This window comes from Chloracidobacterium sp., from assembly GCA_016711345.1.
Lineage (GTDB): Bacteria > Acidobacteriota > Blastocatellia > Pyrinomonadales > Pyrinomonadaceae > OLB17.
Genome location: JADJTD010000001.1, coordinates 26,114 through 49,128, shown reverse-complemented (window position 1 = coordinate 49,128; position 23,015 = coordinate 26,114). Strand labels below are relative to the sequence as shown.

The 23,015-nt window shown below is 52.2% G+C and carries 16 protein-coding genes; 8 read left to right on the top strand and 8 right to left on the bottom strand.

Annotated features, from left to right (window positions below; translation table 11 throughout):
• The first annotated feature begins 178 nt into the window (after window positions 1-178).
• The 7 genes from IPL32_00240 (at window position 179) to IPL32_00210 (ending at window position 7,332) form a co-directional block, all read left to right on the top strand.
• The gene (locus IPL32_00240) at window positions 179-1,264 is read left to right on the top strand and encodes a site-specific integrase (protein ID MBK8464233.1); all 1,086 of its coding nucleotides are present in this window, start codon (window positions 179-181) and stop codon (window positions 1,262-1,264) included.
• Window positions 1,265-1,473: 209 nt separating this feature from the next.
• Complete coding sequence (locus tag IPL32_00235) at window positions 1,474-3,681, top strand: sigma 54-interacting transcriptional regulator (protein MBK8464232.1); 2,208 nt, start codon at window positions 1,474-1,476, stop codon at window positions 3,679-3,681.
• 157 nt (window positions 3,682-3,838) lie between these two features.
• Window positions 3,839-4,108 (top strand): hypothetical protein, encoded by a 270-nt coding sequence (locus IPL32_00230; GenBank protein MBK8464231.1) that lies wholly within the window; start codon window positions 3,839-3,841, stop codon window positions 4,106-4,108.
• Between the two features lie 82 nt (window positions 4,109-4,190).
• Complete coding sequence (locus IPL32_00225; GenBank protein MBK8464230.1) at window positions 4,191-4,847, top strand: hypothetical protein; 657 nt, start codon at window positions 4,191-4,193, stop codon at window positions 4,845-4,847.
• A 54-nt stretch (window positions 4,848-4,901) separates the two neighbouring features.
• Window positions 4,902-6,017 carry a nitroreductase gene (locus IPL32_00220; GenBank protein ID MBK8464229.1) on the top strand — a complete coding sequence of 372 codons (1,116 nt, stop codon included), beginning with the start codon at window positions 4,902-4,904 and terminating at the stop codon, window positions 6,015-6,017.
• 86 nt (window positions 6,018-6,103) lie between these two features.
• Window positions 6,104-6,859 (top strand): CPBP family intramembrane metalloprotease, encoded by a 756-nt coding sequence (locus IPL32_00215; GenBank protein ID MBK8464228.1) that lies wholly within the window; start codon window positions 6,104-6,106, stop codon window positions 6,857-6,859.
• An 80-nt stretch (window positions 6,860-6,939) separates the two neighbouring features.
• Window positions 6,940-7,332 carry a hypothetical protein gene (locus IPL32_00210; protein MBK8464227.1) on the top strand — a complete coding sequence of 131 codons (393 nt, stop codon included), beginning with the start codon at window positions 6,940-6,942 and terminating at the stop codon, window positions 7,330-7,332.
• A gap of 48 nt (window positions 7,333-7,380) precedes the next feature.
• Here the strand turns inward: IPL32_00210 and IPL32_00205 are convergent, their stop codons facing one another.
• The 6 genes from IPL32_00205 to IPL32_00180 all read right to left on the bottom strand — a co-directional run bounded on the left by IPL32_00205 (window position 7,381) and on the right by IPL32_00180 (window position 16,352).
• Window positions 7,381-8,673 (bottom strand): lytic transglycosylase domain-containing protein, encoded by a 1,293-nt coding sequence (locus IPL32_00205; GenBank protein MBK8464226.1) that lies wholly within the window; start codon window positions 8,671-8,673, stop codon window positions 7,381-7,383.
• Window positions 8,666-9,577, bottom strand: a complete 912-nt coding sequence (locus tag IPL32_00200) for an alpha/beta hydrolase (protein ID MBK8464225.1) — start codon at window positions 9,575-9,577, stop codon at window positions 8,666-8,668. Before IPL32_00200 ends, IPL32_00205 begins: the two co-directional genes overlap by 8 nt.
• A 7-nt stretch (window positions 9,578-9,584) precedes the next feature.
• On the bottom strand, window positions 9,585-13,208 hold the full coding sequence (locus tag IPL32_00195) for an efflux RND transporter permease subunit (GenBank protein MBK8464224.1): 3,624 nt from the start codon (window positions 13,206-13,208) through the stop codon (window positions 9,585-9,587).
• 72 nt (window positions 13,209-13,280) lie between these two features.
• Window positions 13,281-13,670, bottom strand: coding sequence for a hypothetical protein (locus IPL32_00190; protein MBK8464223.1), 390 nt, complete (start codon window positions 13,668-13,670; stop codon window positions 13,281-13,283).
• A 49-nt stretch (window positions 13,671-13,719) separates the two neighbouring features.
• Window positions 13,720-15,006 carry an efflux RND transporter periplasmic adaptor subunit gene (locus IPL32_00185; GenBank protein ID MBK8464222.1) on the bottom strand — a complete coding sequence of 429 codons (1,287 nt, stop codon included), beginning with the start codon at window positions 15,004-15,006 and terminating at the stop codon, window positions 13,720-13,722.
• Complete coding sequence (locus IPL32_00180) at window positions 15,003-16,352, bottom strand: TolC family protein (GenBank protein ID MBK8464221.1); 1,350 nt, start codon at window positions 16,350-16,352, stop codon at window positions 15,003-15,005. Before IPL32_00180 ends, IPL32_00185 begins: the two co-directional genes overlap by 4 nt.
• A 911-nt stretch (window positions 16,353-17,263) precedes the next feature.
• Here IPL32_00180 and IPL32_00175 point away from each other — a divergent pair.
• Complete coding sequence (locus tag IPL32_00175) at window positions 17,264-19,726, top strand: hypothetical protein (GenBank protein MBK8464220.1); 2,463 nt, start codon at window positions 17,264-17,266, stop codon at window positions 19,724-19,726.
• Between the two features lie 76 nt (window positions 19,727-19,802).
• Here IPL32_00175 and IPL32_00170 read toward each other — a convergent pair whose 3' ends face one another.
• Both IPL32_00170 and IPL32_00165 read right to left on the bottom strand, forming a co-directional pair.
• On the bottom strand, window positions 19,803-22,247 hold the full coding sequence (locus IPL32_00170) for a carbohydrate-binding family V/XII (GenBank protein ID MBK8464219.1): 2,445 nt from the start codon (window positions 22,245-22,247) through the stop codon (window positions 19,803-19,805).
• A 174-nt stretch (window positions 22,248-22,421) separates the two neighbouring features.
• The gene (locus IPL32_00165) at window positions 22,422-22,958 is read right to left on the bottom strand and encodes a DUF4136 domain-containing protein (protein ID MBK8464218.1); all 537 of its coding nucleotides are present in this window, start codon (window positions 22,956-22,958) and stop codon (window positions 22,422-22,424) included.
• Between the last annotated feature and the right edge of the window lie 57 nt (window positions 22,959-23,015).

Here is a 23,015-nt window from a genome sequence, read left to right as displayed (position 1 = left end):
TTCAAAAGCGAACCAAAACTGGTTTAGAGATGCACCGATCTGGTGCGTTAGCGTTCCGATTCCCCACGTAACACCCAAAAACCCCAAAAAAAAGCGGCTGACAAGCGGAACAGAACTTGCGAATGCAGGACTGGGTTCGATTTTCTGCTTTTTCACTTTGAACTTGTTAGGGGTAGTAATGTCAGTTTTCAAAAGATTCAATGGCAAACGTATAACATCTTCACATCCGGCTTACGCGAAGGCGCGTTGGTGGATGTATAAACGCCTGAACGGAAAGGTCTTTCACCAAGCGATCCCTGAGGCCATAACGAAACAGGAAGCTGAGTTAGCCGAACGTCAGATCATTAAGACGACTTTTAATCACAACTATGGCGTCGCCGATAGCACGACCACGCTGGCGTCATTCATCGAGACGAAGTACCGGCCATATGTCGAGCAGAATAATGTCAACAAAGGTGCAAAGAACCTCTACATCCGGCTTCTCTTGGGACATTTCAAGAAGCGGCCACTGGCCAGCATAAGTCCCCAAGACTGTAGAGACTTTAGATCCAAGCTTCAGACCCGGCAAAACAAACGAAAAAGGGAAAGTGAGTTATCACCATCATCAATAAATCGAATAATGTCGACACTCTCGAAGATTTTGAGTCTCGCCTGCGAGGAGGGAATCCTAGACCGAAACCCTATGCAGTATGTGAAGGCTCTGCCAGAGCCGCCCCCTCGGAGGCGATTGCTCAATGAAAAACAAAAGCAAGATCTGTGGAACGAATTAGAGAAAGACACTCTCCTTTATAGGCTCATAGTCTTGGCAGTAAACCTTCCATTGCGTCGGGGCCAGCTAATGGCCATCACAGAGGATTTCATCGACTTTGAGAACGAACAAGTTCTCGTGATCGGCTCAAAGGGAAGGCCACCTCGTCTGGTTCCGCTAAACGCCACTGCAACGAAGGTTCTTAAAGCGATGATCGCGGACAAACAGTTACCTTTCCCTGTTAAGGACTTCCGAAAGCGTTGGTATACAGCGCTCAGAAATGCCGGCATAAATAAGAAAGACGGTACGAGAGAAGAGAACTATCACTTTCATGATCTCCGAAGCTATTTCGCGAGTGAGTTGATCCGGAGAAATACGAATCCCCTAATCGTGCAGAACCTATTCGCTCACTCGGATATGAGTATCACAACTGTATACGCTCAAACCGATGACAAGCTGTTGCTTGAGGCGGTGAAGCGGCTTGACGAACAGACCCTTGGAGATGAAAGCCAGTAAGAAACCTATGATAGGTGCGTATGGATTGGTCGTTAGTGATTAGATAGAGACTGAGTATTCTTGAACAACTTTCCTAGCGCGAACTAGTAGGCCAATCCAGGCAAGAACGGTTCTTTCTAAGGTGCGGATCAGCCGGAAAAGGTTCATGGTGTAGTAGTTCCGTTTTAGGTTCAGCGTGAATAAATAGCGATTCGGAGCAAAACACCACCATGGAGATCTTTTGGACCCTATATGCGGTTTCAATACTAAATTCGGTTCTCCCTGAGGCAGATGGGGTTGACCAATCCCGGTTTTTCATCAACTCGGTTATTTACTCTCTGCCGCTTGAGGGACTGGTTAATCAATGCTATAAAGTTTCCGAGATAAGAATGGCCCAAGCCTCGAACGACAACGAACAATTAAAGATGCTGCTGGAGGTCACGAATGCCGTGGTAGCGAAGCTGGATCTGCGCGAGTTGGTTCGCTCGGTCGCGGCCAGTCTGTGGCAAGTGGTCAGCTACGATTCGGCGGTGCTGTTCATTTACGAACCGGAGAGCCAGCGGTTAAAGGCTCATGCGCTTGAATCGACAAAGCCGGGGGAGAAGCCGGACGAGGGCTATTTTCTCGACCTAGACGGAACGGCATCTGGAAAGGCGTTCACCGAGCGGAGGACGCGGATCTACGACCGTTCGGATCTGGTCGCGTTTCCGAAGTCGATGCTGATGCGGTTTCCGCACACGCTCAACGCGCAAGCCGCTTGCTGCGTGCCTTTGATCGTGGGAGATCGGACACTGGGAGTACTGACACTTGTCAGCGACGTGAAAGGCTGCTTCGATGACGAAAAGGTCCGAATGATCGAAGCGATCGCGGCACAGATCGCTCTTGCGGTCGAGAACGCCCTCAACTATGGCCGGGCCGTAGCGGAGAAGGAACGGTTCGAGATGCTGCTCGATGTCAGCAACACTCTTTCCGCGGTGCTAGATCTAAAGGATGTACTAACGATCACCTCTTCGATTCTTCGCCAGAACATTAGGCACAAATACGCGGGGATCGGACTTTACGATCCCGAACTTAACCGATTCCGCATCCTCGCCCTGGATGACCCGAATAAGACGTTTCAGGAAGAGGGGCAATTCTTTCCCGCGGAGGATACGCCCGACGAACTCGCCATTAGGACGCGAAAGCCGGTGCTGCGCCAATGGCTGGACTTAGCCGAGTTTCCATCGCCGTTCGTTAAACTCGCTTACGAGGCCGGGTTGAGGTCCGTGTGCGTTGTACCACTGGTCTCACGCGATAAGCCCATCGGTATTCTGTCTGTAGCCAACACCATCGAAGGCGCTTTCCCGCCGGGGAGCGACGAGACCCTCCAACTCATCGCTAATCAGATCGCGGGAGCTGTGGACGGTGCGATCAAGTTCGATGAGATCGAGAAACTCAAGAATCGGCTCGCAAGCGAAAAACTTTATCTCGAAGAGGAGATCCAGAGTGAATATAACTTTGAGGAGATCGTCGGCAACAGCCCGGCGCTCAAAAAGGTCCTCCGACAGATCGAGACTGTTGCTCCAACCGATTCGTGCGTGCTCCTTTTTGGAGAGACCGGAACAGGAAAGGAACTCATCTCACGCGCGATCCACAATTTAAGCAAGCGTCGAGACAGAACTCTGGTGAAACTGAATTGTGCGGCGATACCGACTGGATTGCTCGAGAGCGAATTGTTTGGCCACGAGAAGGGAGCGTTCACGGGTGCGATCTCGATGCGGGTCGGACGGTTCGAACTCGCGAACAAGGGCACCCTGCTGCTCGATGAAATTGGTGATATTCCTCCTGAGCTGCAGCCGAAGCTGCTAAGAGTTTTGCAGGAGAGCGAGTTCGAACGGCTGGGAAGTTCGCGGACAGTTCGGTCGGATGTTCGTCTGATCGCTGCCACAAACCGAGACCTTCAGGCGATGGTCGAGGATCGGACGTTTCGCAGCGATCTTTTTTACCGTCTGAACGTGTTCCCGATCCGCATCCCTCCGCTGCGTGAACGTCCCGAAGACATTCCGTTGCTCACGGGTTACTTTACGAAGAAGCATGCCGGCCGAATGAGCAAACGGATCACGTCAATACCGCGCGAGTCGATCGACGCACTGTGTTGTTACGATTTTCCCGGCAACGTCCGCGAGCTTGAGAATTTCATCGAACGTGCCGTTATCCTGACCCGTGGCGACGAACTGCAGGTCCCGATCGCTGAACTCCGCCACTTTCAACGACCCGTTACCAACGACGCAGTTCCGGTAGATCACTCGCTCGAAGCGATCGAGCGCAACCACATCGTTGAAGTCCTCAGATCCACCGGAGGCCGCATCGCGGGAGCCGGCGGCGCGGCTCAGCTACTCGATCTTCCGGTTTCAACCCTTAGAAATCGAATGAAGAAACTCGGCATCCCGTCCAAGTGATCAAGAAACCGTATTCGGTTTTCTCTGACCACATACGGTGACCACAATCGGCTTTACTCGAAACCCCGGCCCTTTCCAGGTCCGTGTAACCTCCAATCCGTTCAACAATTAGCCATCGTCATGTGCTTTGGCATCAGCCTTGCAAAAAGCATAGGCGATGACCGTGAAGATCACACAGATCGATGCAGCAAAGGACCTGACAGTCCTCAAGATTGAAGGAAAGCTCGCGGCGAGCGATGCCGTGCTGCTGACCGAGATAGTCGAAAAGCTCACGGTGGGCGAACTATTCTCGATCGATATGTCGGGTGTTACATATATCGACCGAAAAGGCGCCGCGGTCATCCGACGCCTTGAAGAATTCGGGGCCGAACTTATCGGAGTCGATTTTTTTGTTCGCTCGGTGATTGATGCCTGCACAAATCGGTAGCGAAGGCATTTGTCGGAGGAGTTGGTTCAAACGGAATTAGTTAAGGAGAAAATATATGAGTTGGAACGAATTTATAGATTCGATGTATACGGCCCGCGGTCAGGTGATCAATCAGGTCGTGGCTGTTCTTCTGATGGTCTTTTTCGTGACGGCATTGACCATTAGCGTTGGCATTCCGGTAATGGTGATCGTCGCAACCTCGGCCCTGATCGGGTTGTTTTGCTGGCGAGCGACCAATCTTCGGCGGCCGATCACGCCGGTTACGACGGCTGTGCTGTTTCTTTGTACGACGGCAATGCTCCACACGCATATGTACGAGGAGCACGTCAGCCTGTTCGGGCCGGCGATGACGAGGGTCTTCAACGTAGCTCTTCCGGACGAGCGATTTCTGACAGTCTTTGTCTTCATTCTTCCGGTAATCTATTTCCTGACAGCCGCCGGTTTACTGCTGCGGATACCGCTGGCCGCGTTCGTCGCGTGGTTCATCTTTATAGGCCCCGGAACCGCGGAATTCACCCACTTTATCTTTCCATTGATCGAACCGTCGATCGATCCGGCTGGCACGACGACGATATCAGCGATCGTCAACGGCGTTCAGGTGGACGGCATGCGCAATCACTATTACTGGACGACAGGCGAATACTATTTCCCGGGAATGTATACTGCAGTTCTTCCCATGATCCCCGGTATCTGCAGCATCTGGTGGCTATTCAGAAATCGAAAGGCAAAGCTTGCGTGAGTCACAGACTGAGCGGTAAGGCAAAAGGGTGAAGGAATGATGAGGTCACGAATTATGAACAGAAGGAGTTTTATCGGGTTTGCCGGAGCGTCAGTTCTGGCAGTTGGGGCGGCGGCATACTCATTCAGCGACAGACATAGTCTTGACCGGGATGACATCAAAGCCGCGGATGAAAATGTTGGAATGATGTCGGATGACGAGAAAGAGATCCTTTATCTCGCCTCGCTCGCGCCTAGTGGCCACAATACACAACCTTGGTTCGTTCAGTACATCGAGCCATATCACTGGATCATCGCTAACGACAAAACCAGGTGGCTGCCGGCGGTTGACCCAACGCAGCGAGAGACGATCCTATCGATCGGCGCTTTCCTTCAGAATCTGGAGTACGCTGCGGGATCCTTCGGATACACCTGTACTTGGACTCTACTTGCAACGACCAACCAAGACGAACATCTGATGGAAGTAAAACTTAGCAAGACGGGCGGCAAGAGTAATTTTGATATAGAAAAAATCAAGACTCGGCGAACTGTCCGTTCAAACTATCGTCGTGAGTTGATCAGTAAGGAGGACCTCGATCACATTGTTGGTTCAGAGTCGGACGGGTTTCATTATTTGCCCGCCGATGGAAAAGAAAGTCAGTATGTTAACGAACAAACCATTGAGGCAAACCGCATACAGGCGTATCGTGACCCGGCGCAGGCAGAACTGGCCGATTGGATCCGGTTCTCGAATCAGGCCGCCGAGAAATATCGCGATGGGCTGACAACCGCGAGTATGGAGATCAACGGCATCCCTGGTTTCTTGGTGAGAAATTTCTACAGCAAAGATAGTGCGATGAGCAATGATTTCAGAGACCAAGGGATCGATAAGGTCAGATCGCAAGTTTCTCAGTCGGCTGGTTGGATCTTACTTACAAGCAAGGATAGTTCCGTTGCGACCCTGCTTGAGTCCGGCCGTCGCTTGCAAAGGCTTCTCCTAACGATCCGGGAACGTAATATTGCCATCCATCCAATGACTCAAATATTGGAGGAGCAATCAACCCAACAGGTTTTGAATGATTCGATCAAGATAAATGAAACCGTTCAGTTCATTTTGCGGACAGGATATTTGGATCAATATGCAAGGCCCGTTTCCTTGCGCCGCCCTGTTGGTTGGTTTTTACGGAAATGAAATGCTTTTCTGGCCATGAACAATGAGTGGCCCCTCTTAAGACTCGCCTCGGATAAAGCCATTGGTAAGTTCACATTTCATTGCTTATGAGAACAGTCATAACACGCAACCCGTTAATTAGTTTCGTATTTATTGCCTATGGATGGACGTGGATCTTTGCGGCCCTTATTGATCAAAGTATTCTTTTTCCTCTGCTCGCACTCATTGGGCCGGCTGTTGCAGCGATCATTGTTAAGCGACAGACGTCGGTAGCGGTGGAACTTAAGAATAGTTTTCGACTGTCACCTGCCCTTTTAGCCCGGTGCATTTTGGCTATCCTATTACCGTTCGCATTACTTATCCCAGTGTGGCTCTTACACACTTGGTGGTGGGGAGCTATTGACTTTAAGCTGAACCAACTTTCTCTACTGAGTTTTGTAGTTGCAGGACTCATTATAGGTGAAGAGGTTGGCTGGCGGGGATTTCTTCTGCCGTTTCTTCTTCAGCGATACTCGCCGGTCACTAGCAGCCTGATCGTCGGTATTATCTGGGCAGTCTGGCACCTCCCGAATTTCTTGATGCCGAGTTTCCCTCATTATGGATTGCCATTCTCAGCATTCGCGTTGATGACGATAGCTTTCTCGATGCTGTTTACATGTTTTCATTTAAGGACCAATGGCAGTCTGATCGTAGCCGTCATCTTTCACGCCGCACTCAATCTTTTTTCACTAGGCGGTGTAGAGCCGTCCAGAGGGTACTGGCTAAAGGCCATTGTTTACAGTGTGACAGCTCTCGTTGTTTACGGCGTCACGAGTCCGAGTTCCATGGCTCGTGGCTCACAGACTAAGGAGGTATATCTATGACGATCGATCAAATAGCGCTTACCGCGAGCGTCGTATGCGCGGGGATGTGGTCTGGCCTTCTCGGGATGCTGACCCTGGTGATGCACCCAATGCTCGCGGCCATGAACGGAGCGGAATTTGAGCGGTTCCTGAGGGCGTTCCTTCCGGTTGCGAGGAAAGCCTGGTTCAACTACGTCTGCGCGATCGGGATGGCCGTCGCACCGATCGTCGCGCTCATCAGCCTTCGGGACGATCCGAGTTCAATTTCATTTGTTCTCACCGCGATCGGCCTAACCATAGTGATCGTCGGCGTGTACGTCGTCTCAAATGTGTGGAAGGAACCGCTCTACGACGTGATGTTGACCTGGGATCCCGAAGCTATGCCGACGAACTGGGGCACAGGACGGCGGCGCTACTTTGCGATCAATTGGATCCAGGCGGCGGCGACCTGGACGGTGTTCGCGTTGTTTCTCGTGGCCCTGATCGCGGTCTGAGTCTCGACCCACGGCATAGAAACGGGAATCCGTTACCGTCAACGGCCGCTACTTGCTAGACCGGATAGGAACGCGGATCTGGTATACCTCGGGCGGGGTAATGTTGGATCTAAGTTCCGGATTGAGGTAGCGGAGATATTGGACGGTCGTTCCAACTGACTTTGCGATGAAGGCGAGATTCGTCAGCGGACGAGCCGACATTAGAGCGTATTCGAGCCGGGGGGCGGGCAGCACGCCGCCGAAGCCGTAGCGTTGCGGGGCATTCGCGATCAGTATTGTTGCCAGGATGTTAGGGACGTAGTTTCGTGTTTCCTGGGGCAGGTACGGGTAAGCGGCCCAGAAGCTGTTGACGCCGGCGCGTCTGATCGCTCGATCGACATTTCCCTCGCCCGAGTTGTATGCTGCGAGCGCCAATTCCCAGTTGCCTCGATAGCGGTTAGCAAGGAATTTGAGGTATCTGGCGGAGGCGCGAGTTGCTCTTTCGAAGCTGTTTCGTTCGTCAACGTACGCGGTCCGGCGAAGGCCGAACCGCTCACCGGTACTCGGAATGAACTGCCACAGGCCCGAGGCGGCTGCCGTTGACACCGCGGTTGGCTTCCACATACTCTCCACCTGACCGAGCCACGCGACATTCTCGGGGATGCCCTCCTCTCGGAATATCTTTCTTGCCATCAACATGAACATCCCGGAACGTTGCAGGCCCGTACGCATCGTCGCATGGCCACGGCCTTGATAGTAGTTCAAATACTGCTGAACCATTGGGTGCATCTGGAATGTAAATCCGAGCGATCTCGTCGCTGCCGTTCGTTCAAGCTGGACGTATTCGACGCGGCCCTCAGGCGTAAAGGCCGACGCGGTCTCTTCGGCCGTCAGTGACAGCCTCGACAATTCGTCCAGCGGCGAAGGCTCAAAGGGTTGACTGGAAAACCCTTGCGATATGGATCCTTCCGAACGGTCAGTTATTGTCGCTGATCCAACGCTTTGCCAGCCACATGCGTCCTCAAGATCACTTACCTCCACCCGCTTTCCGGGCGCCGGGAACTCAATTCGGTAGATCGTCTCAACAAGAGACTCATAGCACTGACTCAGCCTCGGAACAGCCCGGATGTCGACCTTTGCGGTGAGGAACACCTCGATCGATTCATCGAAAGCGATCTTTGCGTCGGTCCTCCGACCGGCGTTGATATCGGCCACTCCTTTTTCAAATTGTGCTTTTGATCTGCTGGCAATGTCCGTCAGCATGGTCAGATCACCTTCTGAACCGAGCGACTGTGCTGCTGTAGAACGGATGATGATCAACACCAACAAAATGAGAGATATCAACCCAAAATATTTATTCATGTCCGGCACCTCGGGTTCCGTTTAGGACGTTTCCAATCGTTCCAACGACCAGAGGTGACAGCTCGATGCCGTGTCCAACATCAGGCAGCACTGTGATAGATGCCAGGTCAGAGAGCAGTTCCTTTGCCCTGTTGATCGTTCGCTTCTGCGGGATCAATGCGTCGTCGCTGCCAACGATCAGGTGCGTCGCGGCGGTGAGGGCAATAACCTCTTTATCGGAAAGCCGCGTGGGGTAGTCACCGTTGAATTCGAAATCGCGAACCGAAAATTCAACATAATCGACCAGTTTGCTCCAGAGTTTTCCATTCGGTTTATCGCTAGACGTAAAGACCATTTTGGAAAGGAAACTCTCGACGTTCTGCCGAGTCGGCCGAAACACCGGAAGAAGCGTGTGGTAGAGAGAAGACGGCTTCATACTGATGTTGGACAAGCCGACCGGATTACAAAGGATCGCTTTACTGATCCTTTCCGGGGCAACGGCCGCGAGCTTGAAGATCAGGAGACCACCGAACGACGCCCCGACAACGACTCCTCGGCGGAAGCCGATTGCCTCGCATACCTCGTCAAGCCAAATTCCATACGCGTTCGATTTGAGGACCGGACAAGTTAAGGAGCTAAGCGACGGTTGTCCGACAACATCCAGTAAGTAGATGCGATGCCGGTCACCCAGAGAGTGCAGATGATCCCGAAAATCCCAGAAGATGCCGCACGTCCGGGCACCCGGAATGAAAAGGATCGGTTCCAGATCCTGCTGCTCGTGCCGGGCGGCGAGTAGTCGTGTGGTTCCGAGACGCGTCTCCACATCCAGTTCTTCATAACGCAAGGTTAGGTTTTCAGACATTTCCCGCACCCAGGTTTTGAGTCCGGCGTGTGCCGTTTCAGTTTTAAATCGTGACTGTCGCATAATTTTTTTACGCCGGTTCGGCGATTCCTCCTTCCATCGAAACAGCTTCTGTTTCGTCAAGATCTTCTTCCATTTCGTTCCACTTCACGATTTTCAGATCGAGTACGAATACCGAGTAGAGCACCGGTACGAGAACGAGTGTAATAACCGTTGCCGCAAGAAGCCCGCCGATCTGGGCGTAGCAAAGCGGCTCCCAAAGCGGGCCGCCGTGAGCCGCAAGCGGGAACAGCGCGATGACCGTGGCTCCGACCGTTATCATCACCGGCCGCAGCCGCATGATACCCGCGTCGAGTAGAGCTTCTATAAGCGGCTCACCTTCCTCATGTTTTTCTTCGATAAAGTCAAAGAGAACGATAATGTGGCTCACAATTACGCCGACCAGACTTATCATTCCGAGAAATGCCATAAACCCGAACGGCATATCCATGATCCAGAGGGCCGCCAGTGCTCCGATCATACCGAACGGTACCGCGGCAAAAACGATCAGCGGCTTAACCGCGTTTTTGAACTGAAACACAAGAGCAAGAAAGATCAGTACGATCGAGACGCCAAGCACCATCACAAGCTTCGGAAAATCCTCGGCCTGCTGCTCTTCCTCACCACCGATCTCCATTTTGTATCCGGCCGGAAGGCCTTTTTGTAATTCGTCGAGTTCGGCCCGTGCAGCAGTCATCACTTCGGAGGGCATGGTGCCAAAAGCGGGCATCGCCGAAACAGTGATCGTCCGGAACTGATTCCGTGAGCGAAGCTTCTCGTTCTGCATTGCGTACTCAGCCGTCGAGACCTGACGCAGCGGTACCTTTCGCGAGTTTTGTGATGAGTAGACGTAAAGGTTGTTCAGATCGTCGAGTCCGGCACGCTCCTCCATCCTGAGCCGAGCGACGATCGGGATCTCTTTGTCACCATCACGAAGCTTGGTCAGAAGTTGTCCACGCGTAGCGCTCGATGACGAAGTAGCAACGTCTTCATTTGTAACGCCGGTGATCGAAGCTCGATCGGCATCGGTCTGTAGACGCAGGTTAAAGCTTTCTTCGCCCCAGTCATCGCGAATTCGCTCAGTTTCTCCTGTCCGTTCGAGGATGCCTTTTGTTCTTTCGGCAAGATCCCGCAGAGTCGAGATGTCCTCACCGGTCAAACGGATCGAGACGGGAATGCCGACCGCTTTTCCAGTCTCAAGCTGGCGAACATCGATCCTCGCACCAGGAATTCGCGACGATAGAGCGGTCTGCAGAGGCTCCATTAGATGCTCGGTGTCGTGTTTGTCCTTAACCTGGATAATGATCTGCGCATAGTTGAGCTGCTGTAGTTCCGGTGACACAGACGACCAAAAACGTGGCCCACCGCCGCCAGCGAATGTCGTAAGGGATTGAAGAACGTCACGCGGCTGGCCGTCTTCGGAGTGGTGCTCGGCGTATTCAGTGATGATCTCGCGGATTATCACTTCCGCTTCGGCCGCGATCTCGTTCGTGGCGGAGAGCGGAGCGTCCTGCGGCAGCCAAACGTCAACGTACGAAAGGTACGCATTGTCTTTCGGGAAGAAGTTCGTTCTAAGCTGGCCCGCGAATACCACGCCGAAGACAAGGAATACAAGCGCGGCGACGAGCGTACGCCATCGATGTTCGATAGCCCATGTTCCAAATCGGTAATAGAAAGCTGCGAAGCCCTTTTTTTTCCGCTCTTCGATCGGTTTCTCCGACTTAAGGCGGAGCAGGTAGTAGCTCAATAGCGGGATAAACGTCATCGATACGAGGCGCGAGGCGACGAGCGAACAGGTAAGCACGATCGGCAAACTGTAGACAAAATCCCCCGTCGTTCCCGGCATCAGCAGGAACGGCAAGTACGCGACGATGTTGGTGATCGTGGCGTATAGGATCGCTGTTGCGAGCTTAGTCGGTCCAAACCACGCCGCGATTCGTGCCGGTAGGCCCGCAGCAAGATCGCGCTTGATCGCGTCACCCGCGACAACCGGATCGTCAACTAGCAGTCCGAGTGCAATGATAAGCGAGGCAATAGACACCTGCTGCAGATCGATCCCAAGCACGTACATCATTCCGAACGTCATGGCGAGGGTCAGGGGTATCGACAACGCCATTAATACAGCCGAACGCCACTCCCAAAACCCGATGAGCGCGACGATCACAACGAGGATGATCGCTTCCCAGAGGCTGGACATGAAAAGAGCGACATTTTCCTTGACCTGTAGTGGCTGGTCCGAAGTTCGGGCGAAGATCAGGTCTTCAGGAAGCTGTTTCTTCAGGGTTTCGAGAGTTGCGTCGATCTCTTCGCCGAAGTGGCCGATCTTTTCGCCCGTACGCATATCGACAGATAGGGTGATGGCCCGGCTTCGCTGCCAGTTACCATCAGCGTCACGCCAGTTGAAGTAGTTGAGGTAACGGGCAGGACTCTCGTACGTGCGTCCGATCTCAACCAGGTCACGAAGATAAACCGAATGCCCGGAGGCAGCCGGAACAAGCACTTCGCCGATCTCGTTCTCATTCTTGAATTCGCCTGACGGGTCTATCGTGACACTCTTGCCCTCGACACTTAGCGAACCTCCAGAGGATTGAATATTTCTTGACTGAAGGGCCTTACCGAGTGCTGACGGCTGCACGCCATAGGCGGCCATGCGCTCCTGGGAATAGTGGAGGTAGACTGCCTCATTTAGCAGACCCGCACGCTTGACCTTCGAGACGATCTCATTTGCCTTGAACGTCTTTTCGATCAGCTCCGTGAATTCGTCCATCTCTCGATAGCTATATTTATCACCCGCGACCTGGGTGAGTTTTGTGTTTACTTCACCCGTATCGCGGACTATGAAAGGCTGCCATGAATCGGGATGGAATTCCGCCGCCTGGAGTTTTTCAGACACGAACTGTTCAACAAGCCGAAGTATCTGCTCATCCGAGCCACCGCTCGATCCATCGATCGCGGCGAATCCGGAGCCCTCAATGACCCGCAGATCAGCCATTGTGTTTTTCTGAGCTGCGTAGTCTACGAAGGCGTCCATTGAACGTCGTATCGCATTCATGTTCACTGACTGCGGAAAGTTCAGCACGAGGGTAAATCGATCACCGCCTGAGCTTGCCGCCCTTTCTTTGTCGATCGCCGATCGTATCTGCGTCGCTCGCTGCGCAATTTCTATCCCGCTAACCTTTGGGCTCGCGACCGTTAGCATCAGTGCGGTGGTATCGCCGAAATCCTTAACGAAATTTATCGGCCCGGCTTCTTTCGGCAGATCGGTGATCGTGTCGAGCTTTAGCTTGATGTCGTCGAATTCCTTTCCTGTGTCTGTAACCTTATCGTCGAGTTCGATGTAGACGACTGAGATCCCTGTTCGTGAGATAGATTCGATCTTCGTCACACGCTTGTTCTCCGCGATCTTTGCCTCGATCTTTTTCGTTACCAACTGCTCAACTTTCTCGGCACTCGCACCCGACCATGGGATCAGAGTAACCGCAACATTTACCTGTATCTCGGGATCCTTTCGTTGCGGCATGCTGAAGTAGCCGAAGACTCCCCAAAGACAGGTTGCGATCAGCAGAACCCACGCGATCTGCCGATTCTCAATGCAGAACCGTGATAGGTTTCGCGTTTTCTCAATGGTCTCAAGTTCCTTATTTACGTGTGACATGATCACCCCTCCGATATCCCTTATGCAGATCTAGTATTTCCTCAATTGCTGATTTACAAAGTGGATCGAACATCAACGGACACCCCGAGCAAAACCCTCGGCTACGCGAGCGGCGACGGTCAACCCGCTCGCGATCAGGCCATCGCCTGAGTCAACTTCCTCGACCTCTTTGACGATCCGGTACGTGAGGTCAATCTCTTTTTCGGTCGTCCGCTCCACGAGAACAAAACCGTATTCGGTGATCCGATCGATGTGACCATTGATCACCCTTCCGTCGCGCATTGTGACCGTCACACGAGCGGGCTCGCCGGTCCCCTGTTTGAGGACCTCATTCTTGATCCTTAGTTCAGGCAGTGCATCGTGTAGATCTTGCTGGATCCGCGAGAGCACCGATTGGTTGACAACAAACAACGCAGCAAGCGTTATTAGTAGAAATTTGTGTAGTAGATTCAATTTGTCCATTTCTTCCTCCAAAGTAATTCTGATTACGTTCTGTTCCCTCCATGACGCGTCATGGAACTATCTCGACCTTCTCGCCGTCGGCCAGGTACGTGGAACCACTCGTTACCACCTTCTCGCCGTCGCCAACTCCATTTAGCACAGCGACCGTATTTCCAAACGCCTCGCCGAGCTTAATTTCTCGCGCCCGAGCCGTCGCGATGCCATCTATCTCTTGAACGACGAAAACTGCGTAACCGCTCGGATCGTTCTTTGATCGAACCACTGCGGTTAGCGGGACGACGCTGCTGGTTTCACCGACTGACTCAGAGACGATCTCAAGCGAGGCGATCATTCCGGCTTTGAGCAGGTCATCGGGATTCGGGATCGTTACTTCTATTTCGAAAACCCGGCTATTTGGGTCCGCTGACGGAGCGATCCGCGAAACGCGGCCTGAGAATTCCCTATCGGGAATTGCATCGCTAGTCAGGGTCAATAAGCGACCGCTCTTCAGTTTTTGGAGCTCTACATCCGGCACGCCGAAGACCGCCTTCACCGAAGTCATGTCCGCGATAACGAACGCCGGGGCGTTTGGCGAGACCAGTTCGCCTTCCTCAACCTTTCGTTCGAGTACCACACCGGTGAGCGGCGATCGCAGCGTTGCGTCGCCAAGTGGGATCGCCATCTGATCGACGACCGTATCGGCAGTGCGGATCCGGGCTTCGTTCAGCTCATTTTGCGTTTGAAGCGTCCGGATCTTTGACTGTGCCGTTCGCATTGAAGCCTTCGCCGATTCAACTCGGGCTTGAGCAGTGTCCATGTTGGTCTGTGCCATTTCTAAATCTTTCTTCGTCATGCTCTGAGTTTCGTACAGAGCCTTTGCACGTGCGAGATCTATCTTTGCCTGATTGAGCGCGGTTTCGGCCTCGGCGACCTGCGACCGGTTTATCGAAACAGAGGTTTCAGCTTCAGTTGTCTGAGCCGAGCTGGAGACCAGGCCTTTCTGCATTTCGCGTTTCTGCGAAACGGCCTGGGCCAACTTTGTTTCGTAATCATTGCGACGAAGTTGGGCCAAGACCTGACCACGATTAACTGTGTCGCCGGCCTGCAGCGTGTGACGCATACCGGTCATGTCGGCGGCCCGTGCGATCGATTCAACATAGCCGCCGACCTTGAATCCAACGTCGATCTGCGATTGCGGCCGGATCGTAGCCGAGTAGCGGCTGCCACTCTTTGCGGTGTGAGATTCAACCGCTTTGACCTTCACCGGTTTCGCGACCTGTTGTTCTTTGGTCTCAACCTTCTGGCAGCCGATCGACACGAGTGCTGCCGTAACGATCAATAAGTAAATGCTTTTCATTTTTCTTCTCCTAGTGCTTTTTCAAACTCCGCCTTTGCGGTCCAGAATGAGAGCAATGCGTTTTGGTACTTCGTGTTTGCATCGGTCAGCGACGCTTCGGCCCGCAGGACTTCCTTATAAAGGATGGCCTGTTGCTGATAGCGGTTAAGGGCAACGTCGAGATTTGCCGACGCGGTTTTTTGCGTCATTTGCATCAGCCGAAGCTGGTCGGCCGACTCCTGGAGCTTGCGGAAACTCGCACTGACCTCCATCAGAACCATACTTTCGGCTTCCTTCAGCGAATTTTCGGATTGAAGGATCGCCAGCTTCTTCTCCGCGTGCTCACGTTTCTTTCGGCCCCAATCGAAGACCTCCCATTCGACCGAGATACCGACCGACAAGATGTTCTTCGGTAGAAAACTCGAGACGTTAAAGGGCGAAGTGTAGCTCGCGGTCAAACTGATCGCGGGTATCTGCTCCGCCTTCTTTATCCGAGCGTCGAGATTCGATTGCTCGATACCTAGCCGAGCCTGCCGAAGTTCCGGGCGTTGATCGAGAGCACGCTTGCGAGCTACTGCTAGATCCGTTTCGGCGATCGTAAGCATTGAGTCGGCGGCAGAAACGACAAAATCGATCGTCACGTCGCGGCCCATTAAATAATTGAGTTGCTCCTTTTGTGAAGCAGCTCGGTTTAGAAGGGTGCCGCGATCGTACTCCGCCTGGGCAAGCTTTGTTCCTGTATCCATTTGCTCTGAAACGAGTGCGACACCCTGCATGACGAACTGCTCGGTAACGCGGTTTATCTCGCGATTGAGTTTTACCAGTTCATCCGCGTTTTTCAGCAGACTTTCCGTTTGAAGTATTTGAAAGTAGGCGGTCTTAACCTCGGCCGTGATCGCCTGTCGCTTCTGGCGCGTCTGCTCGCGAGACAAATCTTTGTTCACATCGAACTTTTTCAGATTCAGATTGATCCCGAACAACTGGGAGAGCGGCTGCTGAACCTGTCCCTGAACCAGTGCCGAGGGAGACATTGACGACTGGATCTCGGTCCTCGTTGCGGGTATTGGTCCGGTGCTCTGAAACGTGCCGAACTGACCTTCCTCGATCGTGAATGCCATTCTCGTCAGCGGCTGCGATATCAAAACTGAACTTTTGAATGCCGGTAACCGGCGAGTTTGGTACGCCGCCTTGGCCAGCCCGATCTTTTCGGTCTCGATCTCCGCGTTCTTCACCGATGTGTTATCTCGCAAGGCAGCTCCGATCGCTTGCTCAAGTGTCAGGCGTTCAGGTTCTTGTGCATTGATCATTAGAGGCACAACGCTGATCGCGGCGGCCATGATGATAAATGTTCTTACTCTTCTCAACATTTTCGTCTCCTCTTAGGCTCCGTATGCGGGATGCCATGTTTCGAGAATATGGATACAGCGGGTGTAATGGCATGTACCAAAAAGTACATTCGCAGGGTGTAAAGTGGATATCCCTTTTGAACCATGACGAAAACCGCGACAGTTTCGGATCTTGACTCATTGAAAGCCAGATATTTGTGATCCGCCCGCGGCGTCAAAGGGTTTCCGGATCGACAACTTTAAGTCGGATTAGCAATGACAAAACGCCATACAAGATCCCGATAATAAACAAGCAAGCTATGCATTCCATTTCGATAGTTCTCCTACAATTGCGTATAAATTGGGGCGACAGTTCGCCCGTCTCCACTGTGCGCGAGACATTGCAAAGATACGAGAGGGTGAGATGTAAAGGCTTGCCCCAAAAGTTACATTTGCAGGTGTATTTTCCGGTGAAGATCGGATCGATGGTTGCTATTTCGTACTGCCGAGGAGTAAACTACGGTTCAATAAAAATCGAAACTTAAACAGTCCGTCTCTGTGCGAAGGAGGTATCAGCGGATGTCCGGCTCTTAGCCGTTTTTCCTCGGATGATGGCGTGACTGCTGTTTTGGTGACAGGCCCAATTTATTGCTTATTCATTGGGTGAATCTTAGGTTATGACAAGATCTCAATCGGCCAAACAGATGGACGGGATCGGCCAAAGGCTCACAACGAAGCTCTACCTACCGCCTCCGCGACAAACTCTTGTCGAGCGTCCCCTGCTTCTCGAACAATTGAGTGAAGGATTAAAGGGCAGGCTGACACTGATCTCGGCACCCGCCGGATTTGGCAAAACATCGCTTGTAACAATGTGGCGTAAGCACACCGCCAGTCCACTTGCATGGTTTTCGCTTGATGCAGACGATAACGAGCCTACTCAATTTGCAGACTATTTGATCGGGGCTTTGCAGACCGTTGACGAAAGCTTGGGGCAAAGAAGCTCAGCGCTCCTGCAGGCATCCCATATTGCACCCCTAAAGGTCGTTATAACCTCACTAATTAACGAGATAAGTGAATATGAATCTGAGTTTGTTCTGGCTTTTGATGATTACCACGTCATCCACGAACACAGCATTCACGAGGCAATGACCTTCTTAATCGAACGACTGCCGCCCCACGCCCACGCTCTGATCACAACTCGAAGCGATCCACCGTTTCCGCTGTCTCGTCTTCGAGCGCGAAATGAATTGAAAGAACTACGAGCGACATCGTTGCGCTTCAGTGAAATAGAAGCCGCAACATTTTTGAATGGCGTAATGAACCTAGATTTGCTGGCCGAGGATATCAGCGCCCTCAAGGAACGAACTGAGGGTTGGATAACTGGTTTGCATCTTTCTGCACTGAGTTTGAAGGGAAGGGAGAATAAGTCGGGATTTATCAGAGAGTTTGCGGGCGATAACCGGCTAATTCTGGAATATCTGCTCGAGGAGGTCTTAAACCTGGAGTCAGAACAAGTCCAGAATTTTCTTCTGCGAACCTCTATCCTTACGCGTTTGAACGGGTCGCTCTGCGACGCACTGACACACGACGAAAGCGGGCACAAAACGCTCGAATACTTGTATCATTCAAATCTGTTTGTGGTCCCGCTGGACGATAAAGACGATTGGTTTCGGTATCACCATCTTTTTGCCGATCTTTTGCGTCTCAAACTAAAACAACAAAGGCCCGAAGAATTTGCACGGCTTCAGATCACGGCAAGTCAATGGTGTGAAGAAAGCGGTTTAGTTGAAGAGGCTATCAACTATGCCCTGGCGGCTAAGGACTGGGAACGCGCTTTGAATCTGCTTGAGCCGATCGTCATCGAAAATTCGGTTCGCAAAAATCTTCCTTTGTGGGAACAAAGGCAGGTTCAAGTTCCCGACGAAATGGTATCAAAGCGTCCAATCTTATGTCTTTGGAATGCAAGTGCTTACATATATAAGGGTAACGTAGATTTGGCCACAAAATATCTGGCTTTTGCAGAATCCGCCGCAGCCAATGACGAAGGAAACTTCGTTAAGTCCTTTGCCGCAAGCCTTCGGGCGTTGTTGGCATTCGGTTCTGGTGATCAAGCAAAACTAGAGGAATACAGCAAGAAAGCTGTTGCTGCCGCCAGCCCGAATGAGCCAATCGCATATATTGTGGCGGTTGAGGTGCAAGCGTATAGCTTTTACCGGGCAGGTGAATTGGAAGAAGTAGAAGCCTCTTTGCTCAATACAATTCCTTTAGCGAAAGAGGCTGAATCTCTGGTTCTTGAACTTTGGTCTAGAGATTTTGTCGGTATGGCTCAAATTGCAATGGGCAAATTAGCTGAGGCGGCTGAAACAGTTCGTGCAATTCTACAATATGACAAGCATGATTTTGCCCCACAAATGCTTTCTGCCTATGCAATTCTCGCCAAATTGGAATACGAATGGAACAACTTGGAGAAATCCAGAGAGTATTTGGATTTATCACTATCTATCCACCATGAGATGGGCGATAAGGTCTACTGGGTCAAGATCTTTGAAACCTTGCAGCTTCTTGCTCCCTTAGTTTGGTTTCACGCCGAAAAAAATGCGGCATTGCAAATGATCGATTTTGAAACCGAACGGCTTCAATCTTACGGCAATTTGCCTGGAGCCTCTCAAGCGAGGGCTCTAAAAGCAGGGTTGCTTTTACGACAAGGCAATCTTGAGGCAGTCCGTCGTTGGGCGGACTCGTGCAGTTTCGGTACAAATGACCAAATAACCTACCAGAGCGAGTTGCCTTACATGACATTTGCCCGATGGCTGATCGCGACAGGTAAACCCGAACAAGCACTGCCGCTTCTTTCGAGCCTACAAGAAACTGCCAGTAAGGGCTCTCGCAGGCGTACCGTCATCGAAGTTCTCATTTTGAAATCGCTTGCCCAAAAGGCCTGCGAGAATGAGGAGGAGGCGTTGGAGATTCTTCAAGAAGCTTTGCAACTTGGTGAACCGGAAAATTTTATCCGCAGTTTCGTCGATGAAGGCGAGCCACTTGCCAAACTTCTTTTACTTGCTCTCAAAAAACACGGCAAAAACTGGGAGGCGAAAAGGCCCGAAATCCTTCGGTACGTACTCAAGCTAAATGAAGCATTTGGTGTTGCCGTCCCTGTTCAGAAAACAAGGGTGGAACCCGACGGCTCAAAACGTCCATGGTGGTACCTCAATGATCCGCTAAGTGAGAGGGAATTGGAGGTCATCCAGCTGGTTTCGCAAGGTTTGTCCAATCAGGAAATTGGTAACAGACTCTTCATCTCAGCCGGAACTGTCAAACGCCATATCAGCAACATCTATCAGAAGCTCGACGTTCATAGCCGCACCCAAGCATCAGAGCGTGCGAGAAATTTCAAACTTCTGAACTTGAAAAGTTGAAGCGAGTTGTTCGTTTGGAGTTAGATCAAAAACGTCAAACTCCAAACGAACCTTGTTAGACTCCGAGGATTCTCCGTTAGCGCCTTCGTCCGCCTCCGCGAAGACCGCCTCCGCCGCCTAGATTTCCCCTCATCGAACTGAAATCCCGGGTTCGCATCTCACCCACGCTGCGGGCTTGCTGTTGGTTCTGGACCCAGCTTTTGTCGGCCGATCGCTGAACGGACTGCCAACCGCTGCCGGTGTTCTGCTGAACGCCGCTCGACGGATTGTACCGATAGACATTGCCATCCTTGCCTGCGTAGACGTTGTTGTTCGCGACTGCGACTCCGGTATTCGTGGTTGTATTATATGCGAAGGCACTTCCGCCTGCGGTAACCTGCCCGGTCGAACCATTCCGCACGCCACCTACCGCGCCGCCGCTAACCACACCGGTTTGCGGATTATATGAACCGCCTCTAGTACCCGCGGCGCTATTTCCTGTATACGCGTTGCTGACGGTACCCGCCTGACCAGCGCTGATCCGGCCGGTATTTGGGTTGTACGCGACCGCTCCTCCGCCCGTGACGGTAGTCCCGGTATAGACATTAGTGTTTGTTCCTCCGCGTGCCGCGTATCTCGTGCCGGTGACGGTGTTGGTACCGGTATAGACGCCTCCGCGACCGACGTTACCGGTGTAAGGATTTGCCCATGCGGCTCGTGTGCCTGAGTAGGCGACATTGCCCCACTGCCCGTAAACATTGGCGGCGGCGACCCCGCCCCAACCGTAAGCTCCATAGTAGCCTACGCCCGCGTAACCGACCGGGCCCCACCACGGAGCAGGATAATAGTAGCTGCTCCAGGCATAACCATACCCATATGCGAGTCCCCAGCCCGTAGAGACACCCCACGTAAACGCTGCGCCGCAACCATAGGTGTAGGGAGCGCCGTACCAGTACGTTCCGATATAAGGCGGATAGTACCAACCCGTGCCATAAACCACGACTCCGGTGGAGGAGACAACAGTGCCGTAATAGCCAGGCGTATAGCCCACATAAACGACTTCCGGGGTCGATCCGTAGATCTTGACATATGTGACGTAGTGAATAGGTGAACTTGTAGGAATTGTATAGATCACCGCTGGAATAGTGGTAGCTACGGCCCACGTGCCAGTAGGTGCGGCAGCAACAAACCAGACACCATTCTGCACGGCGTAGTAGCTCTTCGAATCTACAGCAATTACAGGCGTGGCAGTATTAACTGCGTACTGCAGAGTCGTATTCTCGATTCGCTTAAAACGCGGAGCACCATCGTATTTGACCGCCAGCGTTGCCGCTGACAATTTGATCGTTGCCGTCTGCGGAACGCTGTTGGCAATCAAGGCCTCCTTAGCCTGCGGTGTACCCGGAACCGAGGCGAGTACATTTGCTTTTAAATGAGTCGGAGGGATCTTAGCGAAATCGCGCGGCAGCTTTTCTCCCGGCACATAAACCCAGGGCCCCTTCATCGATTGGGAACTGAACCAGCGGCCCGCGATGAGAATGTAATGGTCCTGCGTATCGGTGTAAACAAAGATGTCGTTTTCAGTATTGGTGACGTACACGAGCCGCGTTCCGTCGATCGAGGCGGTTTGAGGTTCACCTTGCGTTTGGAGGAGCTCGGCTGGGCCGGTGTTAACGCGGATCTCTGGAATTCCGGCCTGCTTGGCAGAGGCACTCAAACTGGGCTTTGACCCATCGGAGCCACCGGCCGAGCCGTCAAGCAAGTCAACTTGTTTAGAGGCGACTGCCAACTCAAGCGCCTTTGTCAGATCGGTCGGGGTGTTGTTTGCGACGCGCCACGGCCCGGTAAGGCTCTCGGCCTCTAACCAGCCGTCCATCAGCCGCAAATAGAACCTGCGATTTGATGGATCCTGTAGGATAAGCACCCGTGTGTTGATCACCCGTTCAAGTTTTGTGCCCTCCACAGGACGCAGTTCAGGGCTTCCGTCGATCATGATGAGAATTGCCGGCTTGGTGCTGAAGAAAACCTGCGGCGCTTCATTCTTGACCTCGTGGCCGCGAGCGTCATTGTTAGTTTGGTTGACGGCCAGATCAGCAAGCAGTCGATCGAGAGCGATAACGTCATCCTTTTTTCTCGCGTGGGTCTGCAGGATGTTTTGGTAAGTAATGAGCTTATCGGGCGCAGCCGTTGGCAGGCTCACTTTTGCAACTTCAAAGTCATTGAGCGTCACCAACCGATTGCCCTTGTCGACCTCTGTCCGCGCGTTAAACCACAGCACTCCGTACGATAGTTGCTTCCCCTGGCCTTCGGTGACGGAGATAGCCGAACGGGCTGTGAAGCGGTTGGCGGACCACTCTTCGATCTGGGGCTGATAGATCGAAAACGCCGTGCCATCGACTGCGAACTTTCGCGGCCAGCCGCTATCGCTCGGGGAATTCTCCGTTTTGTTATTTGGTTTTGATTGACCCTGAACCGTCAGCGGCAAGGTCGTAAAAATAAGAATGCCAGTAGAAATGACAAGGTGTAGCAGAATAAATTTCATAAGTCCTCCTAACCGTGACCCGACGGGTTCACGTTTGAATTAGTGCGTGTACTCCGACAATTGAAAGATCGCGATCGAACCAAAACGAGTTTCGTCGGTTGAAAGGGCAGGGCAAATGCATGCCCTTTCAACCTCTGATCCGCGTCAAAGCTGACGATCCAACGCCGACTTTGTTCACGCGGTTCTCCTCGTATCTTTGAGGAAGCGTGCGACCAGCTTTTCGACTGACTTATTGATCTTCTTATCGACACCCTTCAATTCAACCGTGCCTGACGCCCTTCCTCGCCAAACAAGTTGCTTTGTGGTTACGTCAATAAGATCGACAATGAGCGTTCCTTCCGTATACTGGTCGACGCGAATATCTCTGCCGCCGAACCAACGCGGAGCACCATACCCATATTCTCGAAGGTCGAATTTGTTCTTGGTCGTTACATAGTAAGCAACCGCAAAATCAGGTGCCTCGGCATTTGCCGTCCTGTAGCCGCTAGCCATTAATTTTGATTCGAGCGCGGTTTTTATTCGACCGTCGTTCAGGGAATCGTGCGACAGCGGATCTTCAGGATTTCGCTGTTGTATGGCGAAATTGAATGTCTTCAATTTCATGAAATTGAACGACTTATCGAAATCCGCCTGTACCGACTGCGAATAAGACGCAGCAGCGAAAACCGACAAGATCAGACCCATTAAACTTGCTATTCTTTTTATATTCATGATTGTTCTCCTTTTTTGTTTATGTTTAACAATTAATTGTCACGACCAGGCGTCAGA